General features: G+C 37.1%; 19 protein-coding genes, 1 pseudogene and 1 riboswitch. Of the genes and pseudogenes, 8 read left to right on the top strand and 12 right to left on the bottom strand.

The features are described from left to right. Positions 1-239: 239 nt before the first annotated feature. A complete protein-coding gene (locus ACHABW_RS21890; RefSeq protein WP_435758569.1) occupies positions 240-545 on the top strand; it encodes a hypothetical protein in 306 nt (101 codons plus the stop codon). Between the two features lie 123 nt (positions 546-668). Here ACHABW_RS21890 and ppc read toward each other — a convergent pair whose 3' ends face one another. Continuing rightward, positions 669-3,425, bottom strand: a complete 2,757-nt coding sequence (gene ppc, locus ACHABW_RS21885; RefSeq protein ID WP_435758567.1) for a phosphoenolpyruvate carboxylase — start codon at positions 3,423-3,425, stop codon at positions 669-671. Between the two features lie 681 nt (positions 3,426-4,106). Here ppc and ACHABW_RS21880 point away from each other — a divergent pair. The 4 genes from ACHABW_RS21880 (at position 4,107) to ACHABW_RS21865 (ending at position 6,649) form a co-directional block, all read left to right on the top strand. Further along, positions 4,107-4,856 (top strand): sulfite exporter TauE/SafE family protein, encoded by a 750-nt coding sequence (locus ACHABW_RS21880; protein ID WP_435758565.1) that lies wholly within the window; start codon positions 4,107-4,109, stop codon positions 4,854-4,856. Positions 4,857-4,939: 83 nt separating this feature from the next. Next, positions 4,940-5,425, top strand: a complete 486-nt coding sequence (locus tag ACHABW_RS21875; RefSeq protein WP_435758563.1) for a DUF456 domain-containing protein — start codon at positions 4,940-4,942, stop codon at positions 5,423-5,425. Between the two features lie 21 nt (positions 5,426-5,446). After that, a complete protein-coding gene (locus ACHABW_RS21870) occupies positions 5,447-6,145 on the top strand; it encodes a hypothetical protein (RefSeq protein WP_435758561.1) in 699 nt (232 codons plus the stop codon). A 51-nt stretch (positions 6,146-6,196) separates the two neighbouring features. Next, on the top strand, positions 6,197-6,649 hold the full coding sequence (locus tag ACHABW_RS21865) for a hypothetical protein (protein ID WP_110936534.1): 453 nt from the start codon (positions 6,197-6,199) through the stop codon (positions 6,647-6,649). A gap of 138 nt (positions 6,650-6,787) precedes the next feature. Here ACHABW_RS21865 and ACHABW_RS21860 read toward each other — a convergent pair whose 3' ends face one another. The 3 genes from ACHABW_RS21860 to ACHABW_RS21850 form a co-directional block, all read right to left on the bottom strand. Beyond that, on the bottom strand, positions 6,788-8,233 hold the full coding sequence (locus ACHABW_RS21860) for a DEAD/DEAH box helicase (RefSeq protein ID WP_435758558.1): 1,446 nt from the start codon (positions 8,231-8,233) through the stop codon (positions 6,788-6,790). A 39-nt stretch (positions 8,234-8,272) separates the two neighbouring features. Continuing rightward, positions 8,273-10,522 carry an alpha/beta hydrolase gene (locus ACHABW_RS21855; protein WP_435758556.1) on the bottom strand — a complete coding sequence of 750 codons (2,250 nt, stop codon included), beginning with the start codon at positions 10,520-10,522 and terminating at the stop codon, positions 8,273-8,275. Between the two features lie 233 nt (positions 10,523-10,755). Beyond that, positions 10,756-12,045: a glycosyl hydrolase family 18 protein gene (locus ACHABW_RS21850; RefSeq protein ID WP_435758554.1), complete on the bottom strand. Its 1,290-nt coding sequence runs from the start codon at positions 12,043-12,045 to the stop codon at positions 10,756-10,758. Positions 12,046-12,321: 276 nt separating this feature from the next. Between ACHABW_RS21850 and ACHABW_RS21845 the strand changes: the two genes are divergently transcribed. Further along, entirely contained in the window at positions 12,322-13,377 is a 1,056-nt protein-coding gene (locus ACHABW_RS21845) for a DUF3900 domain-containing protein (RefSeq protein WP_435758552.1), read from the top strand. Between the two features lie 329 nt (positions 13,378-13,706). On the opposite strand, the gene ACHABW_RS21840 is transcribed toward ACHABW_RS21845, so the two are convergent. Then, on the bottom strand, positions 13,707-14,765 hold the full coding sequence (locus ACHABW_RS21840; protein ID WP_183040894.1) for a homocysteine S-methyltransferase family protein: 1,059 nt from the start codon (positions 14,763-14,765) through the stop codon (positions 13,707-13,709). A gap of 95 nt (positions 14,766-14,860) precedes the next feature. Next, positions 14,861-15,781 (bottom strand): annotated as a pseudogene (locus ACHABW_RS21835) (LysR family transcriptional regulator). 139 nt (positions 15,782-15,920) lie between these two features. Between ACHABW_RS21835 and ACHABW_RS21830 the strand changes: the two are divergent. Further along, on the top strand, positions 15,921-16,202 hold the full coding sequence (locus tag ACHABW_RS21830) for a DUF3900 domain-containing protein (RefSeq protein ID WP_435758590.1): 282 nt from the start codon (positions 15,921-15,923) through the stop codon (positions 16,200-16,202). Then, entirely contained in the window at positions 16,195-16,332 is a 138-nt protein-coding gene (locus ACHABW_RS21825; RefSeq protein WP_435758588.1) for a DUF3898 domain-containing protein, read from the top strand. The genes ACHABW_RS21830 and ACHABW_RS21825 overlap by 8 nt, the downstream gene beginning before the upstream one ends. Positions 16,333-16,379: 47 nt before the next feature. Here the strand turns inward: ACHABW_RS21825 and ACHABW_RS21820 are convergent, their stop codons facing one another. From ACHABW_RS21820 to ACHABW_RS21795, 6 genes are all read right to left on the bottom strand, one after another. Then, positions 16,380-16,520 carry a hypothetical protein gene (locus ACHABW_RS21820; protein ID WP_435758549.1) on the bottom strand — a complete coding sequence of 47 codons (141 nt, stop codon included), beginning with the start codon at positions 16,518-16,520 and terminating at the stop codon, positions 16,380-16,382. A gap of 392 nt (positions 16,521-16,912) precedes the next feature. Beyond that, a complete protein-coding gene (locus ACHABW_RS21815) occupies positions 16,913-17,584 on the bottom strand; it encodes a ribonuclease H family protein (protein ID WP_435758547.1) in 672 nt (223 codons plus the stop codon). A 125-nt stretch (positions 17,585-17,709) separates the two neighbouring features. Then, positions 17,710-18,387, bottom strand: coding sequence for a thiamine phosphate synthase (gene thiE / locus ACHABW_RS21810; RefSeq protein WP_435758545.1), 678 nt, complete (start codon positions 18,385-18,387; stop codon positions 17,710-17,712). Next, a complete protein-coding gene (thiD, locus tag ACHABW_RS21805; protein ID WP_435758543.1) occupies positions 18,380-19,201 on the bottom strand; it encodes a bifunctional hydroxymethylpyrimidine kinase/phosphomethylpyrimidine kinase in 822 nt (273 codons plus the stop codon). Before thiD ends, thiE begins: the two co-directional genes overlap by 8 nt. Before the next feature lie 23 nt (positions 19,202-19,224). Beyond that, entirely contained in the window at positions 19,225-20,031 is an 807-nt protein-coding gene (gene thiM / locus ACHABW_RS21800) for a hydroxyethylthiazole kinase (protein ID WP_435758541.1), read from the bottom strand. Between the two features lie 139 nt (positions 20,032-20,170). After that, a riboswitch (TPP riboswitch) is annotated at positions 20,171-20,274 on the bottom strand. Between the two features lie 161 nt (positions 20,275-20,435). Then, on the bottom strand, positions 20,436-21,815 hold the full coding sequence (locus tag ACHABW_RS21795; RefSeq protein ID WP_435758539.1) for an NlpC/P60 family protein: 1,380 nt from the start codon (positions 21,813-21,815) through the stop codon (positions 20,436-20,438). Positions 21,816-22,179 lie beyond the last annotated feature (364 nt).

Genomic DNA, 22,179 nt, shown 5'->3' with positions numbered 1-22,179 from the left:
TATTTTACCAATAACACAAATATATATTGAGCATGATCGGATTAGCCTTCTTTTCCTCATTTTAGCAAAAATTAGTTCGTATGTATAAGAAATAGGTCCTCCCTTTAAAAAGTTGACTTGATTATGGGATTTTGTAATTTATAAAAAAGAAAGGGGTTCAAGCCTGTTTATAGTATGCAAAAATCAAAGGTGTTACTATATAATTAATAGAAATGCTTCTGGAGAGGAAGTGGTATCAATTGAAGCTAGATGCAGGGGATTTACCTGAAAAAGAAAGACACGTTTTTGAGCAGATGAAACAACTATCACCCGCAAATAAACGTGTTTTATGGACGCTTATAAAAATTTCAAATAAAGATCACATATGTCTTATAAATAAGGAATATAGACCGCAAGAAATGAATGCTTTAATGAAAGAATACTTGATATCAATCAATCATGCCTATCTCCACCCCCGGAAAACAAGTATCTTTGTCCTTCGAAGAACCCCACATTTAATGAAAAAATTACAGCAGATTGCTACTGAAAACCAGTCCGGGTTTTAGAAAGTAAGAAAAACTGCTTTTCATAGATCGCATCAAAAAAGAGGATGACTATTTAGTCATCCCCTTTCCGTTTCAAGCACTATAAATGTTCCTAATTGATTCTATCTTCTTTCGGCAAAGAGATCAACCAGTGTTTACTAACCCTGCGGCTACTCCACTAATTGTTAACAATACATCAGTCAAACGTTCTTCCGACTTTTCATCTGATTCACGCATACTTTGGATAAGATCTACCTGAAGGAAATTCAGTGGATCTACATAAGGATTTCTGCGATGAATGGACTCTTGGATGTTCGGTGTATGGTCAAGAAGTTCTTCATTTCCAGAAATCTTTAACAACACATCTTTTGTTTTATTATACTCTTCTTGTATTTCCCCGAAAATTCTATCAGCAATACTTTTGTCTTCCACTAACGTCATGTATTCTTTTGCAGTTTGCATGTCGGCGGTCATTAGGGCCATTTGTAAATTATTAATGGTTGATTGGAAAAACGGCCATTTTTGATACATGTCTTGCAGCATTACAAGGTTCCCTTCATCCTTTGACGCAAAGGAATGAAGACCAGTTCCAGCTGCGAACCAAGCAGGTAACATTTGTCGGCACTGAGTCCAAGCAAACACCCATGGAATGGCACGTAAATCTTCAAACTTTTCGCTGCCTTTTCGACTCATAGGTCTAGAACCAATGTTTAGTTCTCGTAATTCCTCTAAAGGAGTTGTTTGTTTGAAATAAGTTAAGAAATCTTCATCTCCAAAGACAAGTGATTGGTATTTATCTAATGAATTTTGGGAGATCTCTTCCATTGCATCTTCCCATGCTTGATCACGGAAGAATCCTTCGTCTGAAGCATGATTCCATACTTTAGAAGATGCACTTATTAGCGCTGATGCCGCTTGCTCCAAGTTACGATAAGCGATGTCTTTAAGAAGATATCTGCTAGAAAGTACTTCCCCTTGTTCCGTAATCTTCACACCATCGCCAAGCGTCTCTACAGGCTGAGAAAGAATACTTCTATTAAGCGGTCCGCCTCCTCGTCCTAATGAGCCACCACGACCATGGAAAAACTTCAGTGCAATATTAAATTCCTTCGCCATATCATGAATTTCCTGCTGTGCTTTAAATAGCTTCCAGTTAGCTGTTAGCGTTCCTCCATCTTTACTGCCATCGGAATACCCTAACATGATTTCCTGGTGATCACCACGCTCATGAATGTGATTACGGTAGACGTCCATCTTGAACAACGTCTTCATAATTTCCGGTCCAGCAATAAGGTCGTTAACTGTTTCAAGAAGTGGTGCTACGTGCAAACCTGATTCTACTGTTCCATCTGCATGAAGACGATAAATTCCGGCTTCTTTTGCTAATACTAAAACTTCCAGTAAATCACTGGCAGATTGAGTCATACTTACAAGGTACACTTCAATAGATCGTGGTCCAAACTCATCATGAGCTTGTTTAATCAGTTTAAAGTTATCAAAAATTTCTTGCGTTTCCTTTGTGTAATCTTCATTTAATAACATTAATGGACGTGGATCCTGAAGGACCTTTTCGAGAACCTTTAATTTTTCTTCTTCAGAAAATGAAGGGTAATTATCTGTAATATTAACCACTTTTAAGATTTCAGAGATCGCTGTCTCATGTTCTCCACTATGGTTACGAATATCCAGTGTTGCTAAATGAAATCCAAATAATTGAACTTGGCGGATTAATTTATTTAATGTCTTTAATTTATTATCAGACGGTTGATGATCTTTCGTACTTTTTTGAATCATCAATAAATCATCAATAAGTTCCTCTGAATTATTATAGCCGCTTTTCGATTTCCCGACTTGTCTTACTCTCTTTAACATAACTGCAAATTTACGACGATACATTTCTGTTTTAACTGGCCATGCTTCGCCTTTTTTCAAATACGTCTTCTCTTCTTCTTCAACACTTTGAATGAAATCATCGCTAAAGCTAATTCGAGTCGTAGATTGACTAAAACGCTTCATTAAATCTACAAGATGCTCATCGTATTTTTTTAATGCTAGTGCTCTTTGCAGCTTTAACGTTTCCCAAGTTACTTCCGGTGTTACAAATGGGTTCCCGTCTCTGTCTCCGCCAATCCAAGATCCGAAAGAAAGAAAGTTAGGTACTTCCCATGTATTTGTCGGGTAGTAATTATCCAATTGCTCTTCCAATTCAGAGTGAATATCCGGTAAAACATCAAATAACGTCTGATCGAAGTAATAAATACCATTCTTCACTTCGTCTAAAACAGTTGGTTTACGATGGCGAAGTTCATCTGTTTGCCATAAAGCCGTTACTTCGTTAACCAGACTTCCATCTAAATGCTTTCGTTCTTTTTTCGTTAACATTGGATTATCAAATTCCTGTAAAATAGAAGAAATTCGCTTTTGAATTTCCAGCACAGTTCTCTTTGTTGCTTCTGTCGGATGTGCAGTAATAATAAGTTCAATCGATAAATCATTGATAATCTGTTGGATAACCTCATCGGAGTGGTTATTTGCCTTCATTGTTGTTACTGCACTTTCAATAGAAATCGGCTGAATAACACCATCATCTTCGAGCTGATATTGTCTAGCTCGGCGAATTCTGTGATTTTGTTCCGCTATATTTACTAAATGAAAATAAATTGAAAAGGCGCGAATAACATGTTGTCTTGTTGGTGATTGCAACTCGTGGATTTCTTTTTTTAACTTGTCGTAAGAAACCTCATTATAATTTTTTCTCAAGTCTTTTGTTGTTTCTCTAATGCCTTCCACGATGTTAAAAAGTTCTTCTCCACCATGTTGTTTTAAAATGTCACCTAAAATGTTTCCTAGCTTTTTCACATCGTTACGTAATAATGAATTATTATCTTCTACCTTTATCATTGATTGAACCTCCTGTAAAAATGATTGCATTTAATCAAATATTACGCAGATTGTCGATCATGATGATAAGGACAAAACTTATCCACCATGGACAAAAAGCGTCCCGAAAAATGCAAAGAATTTTTCACTGCTATTAGTTCTATTCTATCAAACAGCTTGTGTAAAAAACAAATATTTCTGATTATTACTGTACAACTATTCCTCATTAGTCGAAAAACTAACCCAAAATTTCCCCTCGGAAATAAGTAATAGGTTTTAACATAGCATATTTCTGCCTATTCGACAAATTAAGAAGAATGGAATAATAGACATTTCTTGAACCTTCTGGTGATCCCCTTTTGACAACTGAAGCTATGAAGAGCTTGAGTTGTCCACTTCACACATATAGCAAGAAAAGAACAATAATCTATCGTTGCAAAAAGTTTTTCTTATCTTACTCGTCTTTTATAAATAACCCTGTTATCGGACAAATCCATCAAACTTCTCTTCCTTTCTGCGGTTACTAGTTACATGAAGTCCGTTTGTTGCTTTCTACTTGAGTAACCGCCTCTCGCTTCTCCAAACACTTCTTTAAAAATAATAAAACCATCTAATATTCAAATAATATATGACTAAATCATTTATTTTTAGTATAACTAGAGTAGTCATTAATAATTAATTTATTTTGGAGTTGAAACGATAATGATTGAATTAGGCGCTATTCAAATCTCATTAATAATCCTCTCGGCAATGTTAATTGGCATATCTAAAACTGGCTTACCAACGCTCGGTATTTTAGTCGTCGCAACGATGGCATCTGTCTTTCCTGCTAGAGAATCAATCGGAATTGTTCTGCCGATGCTCATTGCTGGTGATATTATTGCGGTCACCTATTATCGCAGAAGCGTTCATTGGCGTACCTTGTGGAAACTCGTTCCCTGGGTTTTAGGCGGTCTTATTTCAGGATATTTACTGTTACTTTTCAATTCAAGCAGCAGGTCGATTGAAATGATTATAGGTACAATTGTATTATCTCTCATTGTCGTTCAATTCAGCAGAGAATATTTCATGAACAAATCGAATGCAGCTCTTCCCCAGTCAAAAAGCTTTATTATTTTCATGGGGACACTAGCGGGCTTCACAACAATGGTTGGAAATGCAGCTGGACCGATTATGGCCATTTTTTTACTAGCCATAGCTTTACCAAAAAAAGAATTTATCGGAACCGGCGCATGGTTTTTTCTAACCGTCAATCTCATTAAAGTCCCTATGTATACTAGCTTAGGTCTTATTTCATTGGAAACATTGTCAATTAATTTATGGCTGCTTCCTTTTATAATTATTGGTGCAGTTATTGGCATTAAGTTTTTACCTCTAATACCACAGAAACTATTTAATACAATTATCCTTGTCCTGTCTTTCCTTGGTGGATTACAATTATTACTCCCTTAATTGCTTTTGACCACATCTCATATCTAAATAATTGTTTTAGGAGATCAAGTTGAGTAAACTATAATTTAGGAGAGGTGAATAACATGGACGTTCTTATTTGGATTATTATTGTTGCATTATTTATTATTAGCTTCATCGGTCTTATATATCCAATCATTCCGGCAGTATTAATGCTTTGGGCTGGAATTATTCTTTATTACTTTTTTATAGATGCCTCTGCATTGTCATGGTGGACTTGGGGATCTCTGATAGCATTGACCATTGCTATATTTGTTGCTGATTATCTGGCTAGCATGTATTTTGTTAAGAAATATGGTGCTTCTAAACATGGAATGACAGCTGCGACCATAGGACTGATTGTTGGGAGCTTTATTATCCCGCCTTTTGGTATTTTAATTGTACCTTTTGTATTAGTTTTAGTCATCGAATTGCTACAACAACACTCACTCGCCCATTCATTCAAAGCCGCTGTAGGTACACTGCTAGGCTTCCTGACGAGTACATTTGCCAAAGGAATGATTCAGCTTACACTTATTGGAATCTTTTTAGTAGATGTTCTTATTTTCTAGCACTCGGAAGGAGTTAAAATCATGGAAGGCCCGTTACATAAGTATTTTAAACAGCAATCCTTATATTGGTTAAAAAATAAAATGACTGACCTATGCGCAAACGAGGTTAAGTTGTATGCACGAAGAAAAAAATTAAAGGCTGATGCACTTGGTATTAATTTCAAACGTAAAGAATCACGTATTATTGAAGTAAAGATATCTCGCGAAGACTTTCTCCGTGATGAGGTTTTGGCTGCTTCCTATGGCTATCATGCTATTGCCGACTACGCATATTTGATGACTCCAGTGGGGCTTCTATCAAAAGAGGAAATACCAATCGGATATGGTCTTTTGGAAATGGATGAATTTGATACTATTAAAGTACGAAGGAACCCGACACGTAATCCTAAACCCATCCTTAAGCTTGATACGTTAGTGAAACGAACCGCCAGGGCAGCAACAAACGCTGTTTTATTTCAAGAACTTACGAAAGAAAATAAAGATTTAACGGATGGGGCATTCTCAAAAGAAGCGTTAGCTCATCTTGTTCGGGCAACATGCCCATTATGTAAGAAAAGAAAAATGTATTTGATTCACTCAAATCAAGAATTCGTCGTGTGCGAATCTCGCACTTGCAAAAATGATATTCCTCTTTTAAAAGCAAGAGTTCACACGATGACGTCATACAATGAAAATTTTCTCAACGAACTCGAGGATTTAATAAGAAATAAAATGACGTAGACTATGGTATAATAAGCAATTAGGATTTTGATTATGATAACTGGAGGAACTATGTTAACTTTTGAAGAAAAATTAGAAATTATTGAATCTTTTCCCGCATTAGAGAGAAAAGATGTTTCCTTAGGAAGAGTGAATTTTCATTTTAGTGAAAGTGCTACAGATAAGAAAAACGTGGTCTATCATTTACATCCAAACGGAAATGGCTTTGTGTATGCTGGTGAATTAACTGGTTACGAAACGAATGATAAAGGGATGGTAAACATTCGGGACTTCACGGAGAAGGCGCTTCGTAATGTACTGGAAAATGCGATTGTTTCTTTGACTCCTGAAGACGAGGAAGAATTTGAAGAGGAACTATTCATAAACCAGAACACGCAGACATTAGCGTTAGTGCACGAAGACGACTTATGGAATGTTTATGCAGATGAACAGTTAGATGGAACATTCACTTCTTATAAGGAAGCGACTCAGTATTTAACCGAAGAGGGTTTTACGAAAATTTAAGAATACTAAAAAAGGAGCCCCAACGGTCATCAGGACCTGTTGATACTCCTTTTTTATTTTATGGCATTTTTTATAAACAGTTGGTTTAATTAGAACAAGGCAGTATTAGAATTCCTTGCAGGTTGACGCTTTAAAAATTTATTTATTAGCTTTGTGAACCTTTAACTGTTTTCCTTTAACTGTTGTATCTCTCATTTCTTTTAATACATAAGGTCCTTTACCATTTAAAATATCCACGTAGGAGACATTTTCCTGTATGGTAATAATCCCAATATCATCTGCTGAAACTTCTTCTAACTTAGAAATTGTACCTACAAAATCGACAGCTCTAATCTTTTTCTTTTTCCCGCCATTAAAATACAATTTCATAATATCTTTATTTAGTTGCTCATTTTTATCTTTTTTCTGTTTAGGACGTGTTTTCATCTTTTCTAAAAAAGCAGGTTTAGCATTAGAAACTTCTTCTAGTGTTGGCGGTTCCACGCGTTTAATTTTAAAACCGATATATGCTTCAACCTCATCTAAGATTCTCTGATCACGAGGCGTCACAAAGCTCATGGCTTTTCCTTTTTCCCCAGCTCTTCCAGTTCTCCCTATTCGGTGTACATAGTCCTCAGCTTCCATAGGGAAATCAAAGTTTATGACGAGAGCAATCGTCTCGACGTCAATTCCTCTAGCAGCCACATTGGTTGCGACAAGATACCGAACAGAACCCCGCTTAAATTTATCCATCACGTAAAAACGATCTTTTTGCATCATCCCGCCATGCAGCCTTTCACAAGAATAGTCCAAATTTGTTAACTCCTCATATAATTCATCCACTCTCTCTTGTGTATGACAAAAAATAATACAGCTATTCGGATTTTCCACAACAGTTATTTCTTTCAATAATAAAAACTTTTCAGATTCATCCAACTCGTAAAGTGATTGATCAATGTCACTGCTAATTACCTCTGTCGATGCAATTTCAATTTGAACTGGATCCTTCATATACTGATTGGAAAGAGTCTGTACATCGTTAGGAAGAGTGGCAGAAAAAAGCATGGTTGTTCGTTCAGCAGGAATTTTTTTAATAATAGCTTCTACTTGATCGATGAATCCCATATTCAGCATTTGATCCGCTTCATCGATGACTAAAAACATCACTTTTTCCAGACTTAACGTTCCTTTTTCAATATGATGGAATACTCTTCCCGGAGTCCCAACTACGACATGACTTTTTTGCTTTAATTCGCTTTTTTGTCTTGCAAAAGGCTCTTTTCCATAAATCGCGGTAGCTTTTACTCGTTTGAACCTGCCTATATTCGTTATTTCATCCTTGACTTGAGTAGCTAACTCTCGAGTCGGTGTCAGTACGAGTGCCTGCGGTTTATTTTCATCCCAATCAACACTTTCACATATCGGTATCGCAAACGCACCGGTTTTTCCGCTTCCCGTTTGTGCTTTGACCGTGACATCCTTTTTCGTTAACACGAGTGGAATGACTTGTTTTTGCACATCCGTTGGTTGATCATATCCTAAACTATTCAAAGCACGAGTAATGTCATCACTTAACGACATTGTTGTAAATTCTTCATCCGTCATACCTTCACTCCTTATCAATTTTCAGGTCAGTTACCTATCTCATTGTTCATTCATTAAAAAGCCAAAATTATCTATCATTATTTTTCCAGGTCCATTGGAAATGTATACTGTAATCTCTGTTATATTTTCAGATTGAAAAGCTCTGTTGTTCTCTTGAAATTCCTCCATAGGAAATTCATAAGTTTGAAAAACCGGTGCCTTCGATTCCTCATACTTCTCATCTCTCATAATATCATCAAACCATGGCAAGATCGTGTATTGTGTTTCAATTGGAATATTCACCGGTCTAAATGGATCTGCAGCAACAAGAGACGTTTCTCCATTATCGGAAGTCATTTCTATTTCGATTACCGGCGTTTCTGTTTCCTCGCGCGCTTCTCGTTCCATATCCAAACTAGATAGCGATAACTGAAAGCTGTCGAGGTTTTCAGAGAAAGACTCGGCTAGAAAATCCTCCTCTAATTCAATCGTGAATTGTGCTTCTTCTTTCCATGCCATTTCTACCCCATTTACTCCTTTGTTTACATCCCTGCGATCTTCAGCACGATCAATATCCCAAGAATGGAAGCCTTCTTGCTCTACTTCAACTCCATCCATATAGTGGATTTCCTCTTGACTTTGATTAAAATCAGTAAAAGTCACATAATTTCCATCTTCAAACCGAGTGATATACTGATTATTAGGCAACCAATCTTGACCATAACGGACGTCACGAAATAAATCCCGGTATTCCTCCTGACCAAGCAAGGTTGTTTCAAGGAAGGCAGAAATATACACTTTGGCCACCTCCTGTTGCGCTTCTTCATCCATCATTTGTTGACGATTTAAAAAGATTCCTCCTGGAAGTCTCATATCCATTCGACCCCAGTCCGTATTAAATTGACTGTGATTTGCTTCCGCAATATACACAGATGCTTTAAAACGATTCGATACTTCATAGAAATAAGACCGTAAATATTGCCGATCTCCCTGGAAGGTGTTCACGTCTCCATCTCGGGATCCTTGCAAAAGTAAATAATTTACTTCTTCTAACCTGGCTCGCTCATCATCCACTGTTTTATCGGTTGGGGCAATGCCAACCACCGATTCGATATGGATATCTTCCATTCCTGAGAGAAGAGTATCCTCTTCAAACCACTTCTTATAATCGGCGACCATGGCAGCTGCTTGTCCACCTCTTGAATGACCAACTATTGCTACCTGATCAAAATTTACACGATTATAAAATGGATTGTCTTCTTCTTTTTCATAGTCTTGGATTTGCTGCAGATGCTGCATTAAAACCCATGCTCTCATTTTCATATCATCATTCGGAATTCCCGACCACCCTGAATAGTTCAAGAAGTTTTGATCAACGGAGACAGCAATAAAACCTCTACTAGCTAGAAGCTCACCTAAATATTGATATCCTTCATCGGAAAAGTGCTCCATGCGATGATTTCCATGCACCATAAGCACGAGTGGGAATTCCTTTTCTCCTTCAGGCATCCAAACTCGTCCATTTAAAGGCAATGCAGTTTCATCAAACCCCCAAAAAGATTCTTTTCTTCCACTCCACTTCGTAATATATTCAGAAGCATCCACTGATTTTGAAACAATTCCAACTTCTTCCCCGTACTCGCTGCGACGTTTATCCGTGCCACTTCCGAAAGTAAAGAATGAAAACTCATTCTCTCCCATTAATCCAGGATTTTCAAGTTGCAAAGGTTCGAATGGATCATTCTCAGAAAATGAACGTTGAATGTCACTTTTATCACCAGATACAATGAACCCAGTTACAATGAACAATACTGAAATGGGTATTAATGAGACAAGAAATTTCTTCTCCAGTTTCCATGCACTACGCGTATAAGCAGCTACAACAGTACCTAGAATCATCCCTACAACAGGAAAACTAAAAGCAATTACTGCTGAAAATAAAGGACTTAAACTTTGTGCATCAAGAATAAAGTAAACTAATCCTCCCGCATACACTAAACTGCCAAGTAATAGCCGTGGTACAGGTACGTACATAAAAGAAAGAAGCGTCGCAAGAACAACTGCAACGATCATAAAAACAAAATTATTGATGATAAAATAGATTATTAGATCAATTAATGTACCAATACCTGTTGGGTTTCCAAGCCCTGCGATGATGCCACTAACGATTACTGATATCCAAACTCCGATTGTCGTCATCCGCCAAAAGTAAGTGTCGTACTCAAAAGTACGTTGTATTCTTGATTTCATCCATAAAGAAATTCTTTTCAATTTATTCTTCGTTACATTTATCCATCTGCTCATGCTCATTAGTATATATTTACTCCTTACTTTGCTTGAAATAATAATCAGTTCTACATTCGTAGTACTAAGAGAAACTATTATTTATTCTGTTATTATACCAAACCAAACTGCTATCAGGAAAAATGAATTTAGTAAAAGTTTGTTTTCCCAAAAAAATAAGCACCAACGCTGAAGAACCCCTAACTGATTTAGAGGTACTTCAAGCTTTGTGCACTGCAATCAAACTTATAATTTTATTTTCAAACTCGCTTATTAATTTGAAAATTATCCTCAAGAAGCAACCAATTTTGAGGGAAATCCCATCCGAGAACCCAATAATATAAACCTCTCAAGTCGAATTCTTTCACAAGATCAAATTTAGCTTGGATACTTCTTGCATCTTCAAACCAGACTTCGTGCTCATCTCCTTGTTCGTCAACATAAGTGAAAAAGGGAGATTGTGCTTCCTCGTCGTATTCTATCACAGCATTATAAGTAAGAGCTAATTCAATCGCTTCTTGATGATCGATCGCTTTGGCACGTGTTTCCCCTTGAACAAACGGTAACGTCCAATCATATCCGTAAAGTGGGATCCCCATCATTATTTTTTCATTTGGCATGACAGATGCCGCATATTCAATGACTCTCCTTACTTCATTTATGGGTGCGACAGCTCTAGGTGGCCCCCCTGTCCATCCCCACTCATAAGTCATTAAAAATACAAAATCAGCAATTTCTCCATGAGCTTGATAATCATGACCTTCGTATAAAACCCCAACCATATCTTCTTCAACCTGTGGTGCAAGTGCACTTGATAAAAAGTATCCTAACTCGTCTAACCTTTCTTTCGCTCGCCTCATAAATTGATTGTAGGGCTCTCTGTTGACTTCCCCTAAATACTCTAGGTCCATATCTAAACCTAAATACCCCTTTTCATTCATGATTGCTATCGCATCGTCCAACATTCTTTCTTGTAATTCTTCACTCTGCAATATCGTCGTCACCAGTTCAGGACTAAATTGCCCATCTTCAATATTCGTTATAACCATTAATGGAACAACACTATTTTCATAAGCAGTATTAATAATCTGTTGATCTTCTATCGACGTGAGGCTGCCATCTTCATTTAATTCATAGCTGAATACCTGTACAAAGGTTAAATAATTACCTACTTCATCTAATACTTCTGGTGAATCTGCTCCCGTTATATTTATATCTACGTATGCCCCAACATCAATTGCCTGATTTTGACGGTTCATTCCAGGAATATACAGACGAGATCCTACAGGTACAAATGCCGGATTTACAATATTGTTCATTCTCAGTAAATGTTGTAAGGAGATATGATATCGTTCACTAATCTGTTGCAAATTTTCCTGTGTCCCCATCCAATGAAACCTGCCAGCCACAGGAATAACCAACGCTTGCCCTACCACTAGTTGTTCCGGGTCCGGCAATTGATTCGCCTCAGCGATCGCGAGATAATTCACACTATACGTTTGAGAAATCGACCATAAAGACTCACCATTTGAGACTACATGAATCTGCACTTTATCATCCTCCTACAATTTCCTCATATCATTTATATTCCGGAACAACATTTAATATGAACTGGTTTCCGTAAAATTTTTTATAATGGGATAAGAGTCCCAGAGAAACAAAAGGTGTGGATTCAAAAGCCTCTTTTCTAAAATGAAACAACAAACAGTTAACTGCTAAAATCTAGTTCTTCATGTAATCCTTATCAAATGTGACACATGAATCGTTCGATGGTATAATACGAGAGTTGTTTTTGCTCGTAACGTCATAAAATAAAGGTGATAGCCATGGACTTTACCATACAATACCTCTCTTTTTTCGTCTTGCAAGGAGACGGTCAAGGAGATCAAGGAAACAAATCATTTAAACATTATCAAACACTGGATGAAGAGACATACCTAGACCACCCATTAAAAGATTTCCTAGATGGAGAATTAATGAAAATTACTAAACGTAAATCAGAAAGAAACCCAAAATCAGAGCAAGTCCCTACTAAAATAGGTCACTTTGTTGTGGAACCTGGCTATGAGTTGGATACAAATCCTAACTATAACTTGTTTCAACGATTGCGTTTGGCAAATGTCCTAGATGAATTCAAAGACCATAGTGAAAAACTAGTAAGATCTTATTTAGAAACGAGCTCTATCAGAGCGGGTGCTATGCTAGTAATTCGTGCAAAACTAGACAAATTTATGGACGATCCGTTTATCTTTATTTTAAAATGTGATTTTGAGCCAAAGGTTGCCTCAATCACAAATGAACAAACATTAATCCAGCATGTTGAAATGGCCATTACCGCTAAGAACATGAAATCGATCCAATACCCTTACATGCCTGAAGAAGGAATGCTCGAGGAATGGGAACTGAAAATCCATCAATCCTCCCACGCACGTTATTTCGAGGACTTCTTAAAATATGTAGAATACAACCGGTCGATGGTGGAAATCATTCGAGATAAAGTCGTCGAAACAGCTCAACAATATATCGCCGAAACATACGAAGAAAACAGTGAAGAACGGGCACAGGAAGAAGAATCAATCGAAGCATGGTCAAATACACCTGAACGTCAGCTGCAGGAAAAATGGACAACAGAGCAGGTCGTAGAGGCTTCTTACCCGATCATTGATCATCAACCTGAGGTCGAGTTAAAGCTGAAGTTGGATCACATGGAAGTAAAGGCTCTCTTATCCGATTTCAGTGACAACCTTCATATTGCTAAGGTAAATGGGAAGTATGTAATATTGATTGAAGGAGAAGCATTTTCGTTTGATAAAAGTGCGTCACCTGTAGAGTTTTTGCAACCCGATTCGTTGGAAAATGTGCTAAAGAGGATTGGGAAGTAGCGGAATTGGTGGTTTTAGTGACCAAAAGTGTGACCACGAAAGTACTAATAAAAATTCTGTCGGCTTAGAGGTTTTTTAATATACAGTTATAATGAAAAGAAGCGGGAAATTACCGCTTCTTATTTTTATAGAGTGGTTGCTCACCGTTGCTTAATGGCTAGGATGTTTAAGACAAATAAAAAACGTTCCCTACAAAGTGTAAGAAACGTTGATATATTGGTACCGGTGGACCGAACCCATTTTATACACAGACATCAGGTCCTATCAGTGGACTGTTTGTCCATAAACAGCTCTAATACCTTCCCCCTATTATAGAATACCTACTATGCTTATGCTCTTGTACGGTAGTTTAGGTTATGATTCTTTAACGTTTTATCTTTTCCGAATAAAAAGTGCTTTTCCATATCTGGTGAATATTTAGAGTTAATGGTTTTGTTACCTGTTGCTTCTGCTACTGCCCTCAGCATGGCAGGTGATGCTCCACAACAAAGGCCAATGTAATTAACACCAATATTTTGTGCTTCTTTTGCCCAATCCGCTAATTCATATCGGTTATGGTAAAGAGGATCTAACGATGTTGGGAACGTTGTTTCTGTTGGCAGGGAACAACTGCATCCTCCATCAGGTAAATTAAAAAATGTTGGGTGTTCTTCAGTAGTTCGGTATGGAATTGGTAATCCACCGACAAAACCTTTTACCTCTTCTCTAATTCTCCTTAGGTATGGCTGCATTGTATCTGGACCACGGAAACAGTTCATTCCTACAACTAACGCACCTTTTTCTGAGAGAATTTTACAGGATTCTTCTACCGTATAACCCTCTCGCAATATATTCTCGCCCATCAACCCTAATGTAATAACTGCTGGCAAGTCTTGTTTCTGAATTTCTTCTAACGCTATAACAGCCTCTTCGTGGTAATAAAAAGTTTCAGCATGTATAAAATCAACCTCTTCTTCTTTACACCACTTTACCATCTCCGCAAACATACTTCTTACTTTTTCCTTAGATTCGAGATCTTGAGGATCAAAAATATTCGTATTGGAAATGTTACCTGCCACTAATGCTTCCTCTATAGGATGTTCTTTTGCCACTTCCTTCGCCAAACGGATTGCACTTCGATTTAATGGCTCAAGTAAATGTTCTTTACCTATAATTCTCATTTTTTCACGGTGGGCATTATATGTGAAAGCTAAAACTACATCTGAACCTGCATTCATATAATCTCGATATGTTTGTTTTAAAACCTCTGGGTTTTCCAAAGCTACATCGGGTACGAAAGAACCTGCTTGTAAATATCCTCTGCGTTCCATTTCAAACAAATACCCTTCTCCTACAATGACGGTGCCTTCTTTTAATCTTTGCTCTAAACTTCTTTTCTCCACTACCATCTAAACCCTCTCCCTTTTTTAATCTAAGGTTAGTGTAGCAAAGAAATAGTAATATAACATAACACCTAAAGTCTATCGATTGCCATAGTTTTAAACTATAACACAGTTAATTCATCGGCAATCGTTTCTTTTAAATAGTTAATATAAATCGTTGCTAGCGGGCTGTTTGTAACATCCTTATGTGTAATATAGCCAATCGCGATTCGCTCATCCACATTTAAAGGAAGTGCCACAATATCATCATCGTTGATATCATAACTAATTACTCCTGTTGAAATCGTATATCCGTTCAACCCTATCAGTAGATTAAATAAAGTAGCTCGGTCACTCACGCGAATGTTTTTTGGTCTCGAAACCGTGCTGAGTATCTCCTCAGAAAAATAAAATGAGTTATAATCCCCTTGTTCAAAAGATAGATACGGATAAGGAATTAAATCATCTAAGGACACAGATTCCTGAATCGCAAGTGGATTGGTAGAACTTATAAACACGTGCGGCCTTGCTTCAAATAGGTCATGAAATATCAAATTTCCCTCTCTTAGAAACTTACAAATCACCTGTCAATTGAAATCATTCAAGTATAAAATTCCAATTTCACTACGAAGGTTTTTTACATCATCAATGATTTCATACGTCCTTGTTTCTCGGAATGTAAATTCATATTCATCACGATTATAGTCTCTTAGAAGTTTTACAAATGCACTGACTGCAAAGGCATAATGTTGTGCGGATACAGAAAAATGCTGCTGTGGTGATTCTGTCGCATTGGTATAGCGATTTTCAAGCAATTCTGCCTGCTCAATGACCTGTCTTGCGTAACCTAAAAACTCCGCCCCCTCTGGAGTAATGACAATTCCCTTATTCGTACGTGAAAAAATCTTAATTCCCAATTCTTTCTCTAATTCTTTAATTGCATTGGATAGACTCGGTTGACTAATAAACAATTGCTGTGCAGCATAACTAATCGATCTGTTCCTAGCCACTTCGATTACATATTTTAATTGTTGTAATGTCATCTACTTTTCCTCCCCGCTCCCATTACATAGTTTTATCTTAGCATAAACAGCTTGGGAAAAATTTTAAACATAACTAAGCACTATCTGTGGACGGTTGTCCATAAACAGAACCAGGGAACATTAACCCTACCACTTTGTACTGCGTAATGAATGGAGGCTGAAAATCCATCAATCCTCTCATGCACGTTATTCCGAAGACTTCTTAAAATATATAGAATACAACCGGTCGATGGTAGAAATTATTCGAGATAAAGTCGTCGAAACCGCCCAGCAATATATCGCTGAAACATATGAAGAAGACAGTGAAGAACGGGCACAGGGAGAGGATTCGATCGAAGCATGGTCAAATACCTTGAGAACGCCAGCTACAAGGAAAATGGACAACAGAGCAGGTCGTAGAGGCTTCTTACCCTATCATTGATCATCAGACTGAGGTCGAGTTAAAGCTCAAGTTGGATCACATGGAAGTAAAGGCTCTCTTATCAGATTTCAGTGACAACCTATACAATTCATTTTCTTCAGGTCGATCTTATCACTTAGTAAGCTTCTAAAAAACATCAAATACATTCCTTAACGCTCTTCCTACACCACGTATCAATCAAATAATTAACCTGAATGGAAGTAAAACCAATTCCGGCAACCAAAATAAAAAATCTACAATAAAATCTAAAATTGAATACTTTTCATTATTTTTCTTTCGTCTCGTTTTTAATTTCTTTCTATTCCACCATTCTTTCATGTAAAGCGTCTCCCCCTTTACTATTTAAAATTACAATTTTGTTAAGCCCCTCTTTTTATCATCTTCCATTCTTATACCAGTATTTTAACATAAATATCCATATTTAATCTTAAAAAACGTAGTGTCTTTTTTTCTATTTTGTCGCTTTTGTTATAAAGGAAAGTTGTTTCTTGGCTTGGAAAAGCAAAAAACACCACTCATTAAGAAAGGGTGTCTACACAGACTTTTTTTTGCATCAATAACTCGAAGTAGCGAAGGCGGCGACTCCACAGGGAAAAGCAATAGCTGAAGCATTGCCCGCGGAAAGCGTCCGCCTAAAGCATATTCGAGCATTCTGTTCGATGAAAATACAATCTCTCTTACTTCAATACCTTTACAAACAATTAAAGAGATTATTTTGGTTCCTCAAACTCTATCTCAATTTTACTTCTGATGTCGATATTTTTTAACGCTTGGGAAGCTAAATGATCGGCTTCACGATTCTGTTTTCTTGAAATTGACTCATACTCCGGTCTTATGCCTAATTGTTTGAATTTAGCTTCAATCCGATCTGCCCAATTGTTCAAGACTTCCTCTGTACACGCCCATTCGCCGTTTAATTGATTAATCACAACTTGTGAATCTCCAATAAATTGAATAGGTAAATGATGAACTCCCAGAAGTTCCAGCTCTTGTAAAGCGAGATGAAGAGCTGCGTATTCAGCCTCATTATTCGTCTCAAGCTCTAATATTAATGCGTTTTTTCTAAGTCGAAATGATTTACCATTTTGTTCAAAATAAATCGCACAGCCCACGCCTGATTTTCTTGTATCCCGTTCAAAACCACCATCAAAATAAACGGTAACATTGTGGGGCTCGGTTTGGATTTCCTCCATAAACTTTTTTAGTTCCTTTAAAGACCATGTAGTGTCTTGGCTATCAACAAATGTTAAATGTTTGATGCGACCAGTTCTTTCGAGATCTTCTGCAATTAAAATTGCTTTTCCGGCACGCATCTCTTCCGAACTAAAAGAAGTTTCCAGTCCTTTGGGTGTTTTATATGTTAATTCAAATCTAACATTCATACTAAACCACCTTATCTAGGTTTTATTTATAGATTAGAACATACAATCAATTATGTCCATTGTTCCCTTCAAGATGGAGAATTATTTCTCTCTAAATTTTAAAAAATGACTTGGAAGAAACCAAGTCATTTCGTGAATTTTATCTTTTTCGCTTGAGTTACCTCTGATTTTATTTCCTGAGATGCCTTCTCAGGTGATTCCGCTTTGCTAATAGCTGTAATCACGGAAACTCCATCAGCACCTGCTAGAATCACCTCCTGCGTTCTTTTCGCATTTATCCCTCCGATTCCTACAATTGGAATCGTGTAACCATGATCACGAATTTGTTCAATTAATGTTGTTCCTTTCACTTCCTTCGTATCCTTTTTCGTTTCTGTCGCATAAATAGGTCCTACACCTAAATAATCTGCCCCGCCCGCAACTGCCTTTTCCACTTCTTCTAATGTATGTGCTGAAATACCAATGATTTTATCAGGAAATGCACGTCTCACATACTTTAAATCTTTATCGTCTTGCCCAATATGAATTCCGTCTGCATCCAATTCTTTCACTAGTTCTAGATCATCATTAACGATAAATGAGATATTATTTTTCCGACAAATAACTTGAAGTTCTTTGGCAAGCTCTCGCTTTTCAGTCCCAACGAATGCATCCTCTCCTTTTTCTCGAAATTGAAAGATAGAGACGCCTCCATTTAAAGCCAAATCTAGCGTTTTTTGTGGAGAAGTTATACAATTCTGACTCCCCATAATAAAATATACGCCAAGTGCTTCTCGTAATGTTTCAGTTTTAAGATTATTCATCTATACTCCCTCTATTCACCTGTCTGTTATAGGCCCAATGATTGGTAGGTCCATGGCCTTGTCCAATATTTAAATCTTCTTTTATCGCAGCCTGAGTGAACATCACCGCTATTCTCACGGCTTCTACGATTTCCTTTCCCTTTGCTAATTCAGCCGCTATAGCTGCTGAAAAAGTACATCCTGTCCCATGAGTATTCACCGTGTTTTTTCGAATATTTTTAAATTCATAGAACTCTTCTCCGTCGTAAAAAAGATCAATTACGTTTTCGCCATCTTCTGCGTGCCCGCCTTTAATAACGACGCTTTTTGTACCCATCTTAGAAAGGCTTACTGCGGCATCTTTTCGATCCTTTATTGTAACGATCTTTGCACCTGTTAAAACTTCAGCTTCCGGTATATTAGGTGTAATGACTGTTGATAGCGGTATTAAATCATGAATAATTGCGGTTACAGCTTCATCTTCGAGTAATTTACTACCACCTTTTGCAATCATGACAGGGTCAATCACGATATTTTTCCATTCATAGTAACGTATTTTATTTGCAACTCCCTTAATAATTTCACTTGAAAATAACATGCCTGTTTTCAAAGCATCTACGCCTAAATCTTCACCTACAGCTGTTAACTGTGCTTCCACCGCTTCCACTGTCATCGGATAAACACCATGGACTCCAAGTGTATTCTGTGCTGTAACAGCAGTTATCGCTGACATACCATATACTTGTAATTCTTGGAAAACCTTAAGGTCGGCTTGTATCCCTGCTCCTCCACCACTATCTGAACCCGCTATTGTTAGTGCATGCTTCACGTTCATAGCTTCCCCTCCTCTCTTTTGAATCACACTTCTTTAACGAGTAAGTGTTTTGCGATTATTTCAGAATTAATATTGTTGAGTTGATTTAAAAATTCTATTTGAAAAGAACCAGGTCCTTTTTCTCCACCTCTCGTCATGGCTCTTTCTGCTGCAATACCATAGGTTGCCAATGCAGCTACTGTGCCAGTTAACAGATCCTTTTCCGTAGAGATAAAAGCACCAATTACAGCGCTTAACAGGCAACCAGCCCCAGTAATTTTGGATAACATCTCGTGTCCATTTTCTACTAAGTAAGTCGACGTTCCATCTGAAACGACATCTTCTTTTCCTGTAATCACTACTGTCGTGTTAAATTGCTTGGCAGCATTCTTGGCTAGGTCTACTTTATTTCCGCCGGTTTCTCCAGCTTCTACACCTCTTATTTCCCATTGCTGTCCAATCATGTGAGATATTTCTGCTGCATTGCCCCTCAGCACAGTTACCGCTATTTTATCCATCATGTTTCTGGCCACCTTTGTACGGTATGGCGTTGCTCCTGCTCCAACAGGATCAAACACTACTGGGATACCTTTTTCATTAGCAGCTTTGCCGGCAAGTACCATGGATTTCACCTTGTTTTCATCCAATGTTCCTATATTTAAAATGAGCGCTTGTGCGTTACTTGTCATATCTTCAACCTCTTCTTTCGCGTGGGCCATTACGGGTGCAGCGCCAAGCGATAAAAGACCATTTGCGGTGAAATTAGTCACAACCTCATTGGTTATATTGTGGATTAGGGGTTTACGTTCTCTTAATTCGTTTAAAATTTCTGCAATTTTTTGATTATTCATTTTCAGTCTCCTCTCAATTTATGTAATAGGAAAAACGCATAGCCGTCTTATCTTTTGAAAACAAAAAAGCTTCCTCAGTTAGGAAGCGGGTAAACGCGATACTTTATGAACTAACTAATTGTAACCTATGTTAATTCGATAAAGGAATCATCCACTTTCCTACGCTGGTATCAACCAGATCAGGTTAAAAGGGTTAAGGTAACGCACCTCTCTCAGCTAGATAAAGCACCCCTAGTGTCTCTTATTTAATTGAAATTTTCTCCATGTTAGCATAATACTTCTTTTCTTACAACGAACTCGCTGTACTCTTATTATTCTATTTAGGTAACTATTGGACTTCCTAATATCATTATACAGAAAAAGCTAGCTTAGAAGATATCTAAACTAGCTTTTCAGAAACATTATTAATTAACTCGGACAACAACTCCGCTGAAATTATCTGCCCAATATCCACTATTCATATTAGCAACTGCAACTCCTGTTGAACTTTGAGAACCAATAAATTGGCCTCCACCAATATAAATACCTACATGTCCATTTGTTTTGTAAGTATTAAAAAATACTAGGTCTCCAGGTTGCTTATCACTACTAGAAATTCTTTGTCCTGCATTAACTAATCCACTAGTACTAGCAGGTAATGATTTACCCACTTGCGAGAATGACCAGCTTACAAAAGCTGAGCAGTCAAAACGACCATTTGCTATATCAGAGGATGATCTCCCTCCTCCAAAAACATAGGTTGAATTCCCAATGTATTTACGTCCAACTTGGGTGACTGACCCACCATAGCTTGAAGGAGCAGGTGCTGCCTTCGTTTCACTTGATGAACTTTTACTTTTATTATCAGTATTAGTTACTGTTGAAGTAGTGTTTGCCTCTGAAGCAGAAGCAACATTTTGACTTGACGAAGAATTAGTGCTAGTCTGAGTTGCTGCTTCAGAAGCAGAAGAATTAGTGTTACTCTGAGTTGCTGCCGCCTCTTCCTCTGCTTGTCTTGCAATCTCAGCTTCTTCTGCTATTCTTAAGTCTTCTTGACGTTGAATTTCAGCATCAATCTTAGCCTCTATTTCTGCTTCTGCTGATTGAAGATTACTATCTTCTTCTAACAATCTTGCCATCTTTGATTCAATTTCAGCTTCTTTTGATTTTAACTCGTCTTTAAGTTCATCGTTACGTTGGTTTTGGTCTTCTAAATGATGTTTCATTCCAACTAGTTCTGTTTGCAATTCTTCAAGTTCATCTAATTTCCCCTGAACGATTGCCTGTTTTTCTTCTAGTTCTTTTTGGTTGATCTCTAATTGTTCAATAAAATCATTATCAGCTTTAGCAATTCGAGTGATTGTAACAGAACGGGTAACAAAATCTCCAAAGCTGTCAGCGCCTAATAGAACTTCTAAGTACCTGGAACTGCCACCATTTTTTTGGTAAGCGTTCGCACGGTCTTTCAACATTTCAAATCGAATTTCAATATCATCTTCCAATTCTTTGATTTCAACTTCGAGTTTTTCAACTTCTTTTTCTGTAGAGTCCACTTCTTCATTTGTATCATCAATCGTTTTTTGGTTCGCAACCAAAGCTTCATCAATACTAGCAATCTCATTATTAATCACATCTAACTCACTAACTAAATCCGCTAACTCTTGCTCAGCATCTGATAAATCCGACTGAATTATTGTTCTTTCTTCTTCTATAGTTTCTAATTCTGTATTTGCGAATACATTAGGTATAACTAGCAAGCTACCCATACCAATTATGAATGATAGTCCCAATATTTTTTTCAACATTCTTCCCCCTGTAATTTGCTGTGTTGGATACGACTTTTGACTTATGTCTTCTGTTTGAATTACTTATGTAATAATAACAATGATGTTTACTATAAATGTCCTAGTTCATAGTTTTAAAATAATTATTTTTCTGTATCACTAAGATGAATGATATCATCCTAAGATAACAGTTGTGTAATAGGAATATTACAGTTGTGTTTCAATGTAATAAAAAGAAGACCATCTGACTATTAATGAGTTATTTTGTCACATCATACAGCTTTTTACCTACCATCTAATATGAAACACCAAATTTCTTCAGTAAACTCCTTACATTCTGCCTATGAACTACTAGTCTAATATTCAAAAAAAGACTAGTGAGTTA

The sequence above is a fragment of the Salipaludibacillus sp. CF4.18 genome (assembly GCF_051262595.1).
Lineage (GTDB): Bacteria > Bacillota > Bacilli > Bacillales > Salisediminibacteriaceae > Salipaludibacillus > Salipaludibacillus neizhouensis.
This window is presented reverse-complemented; position numbering and strand designations above follow the sequence as displayed.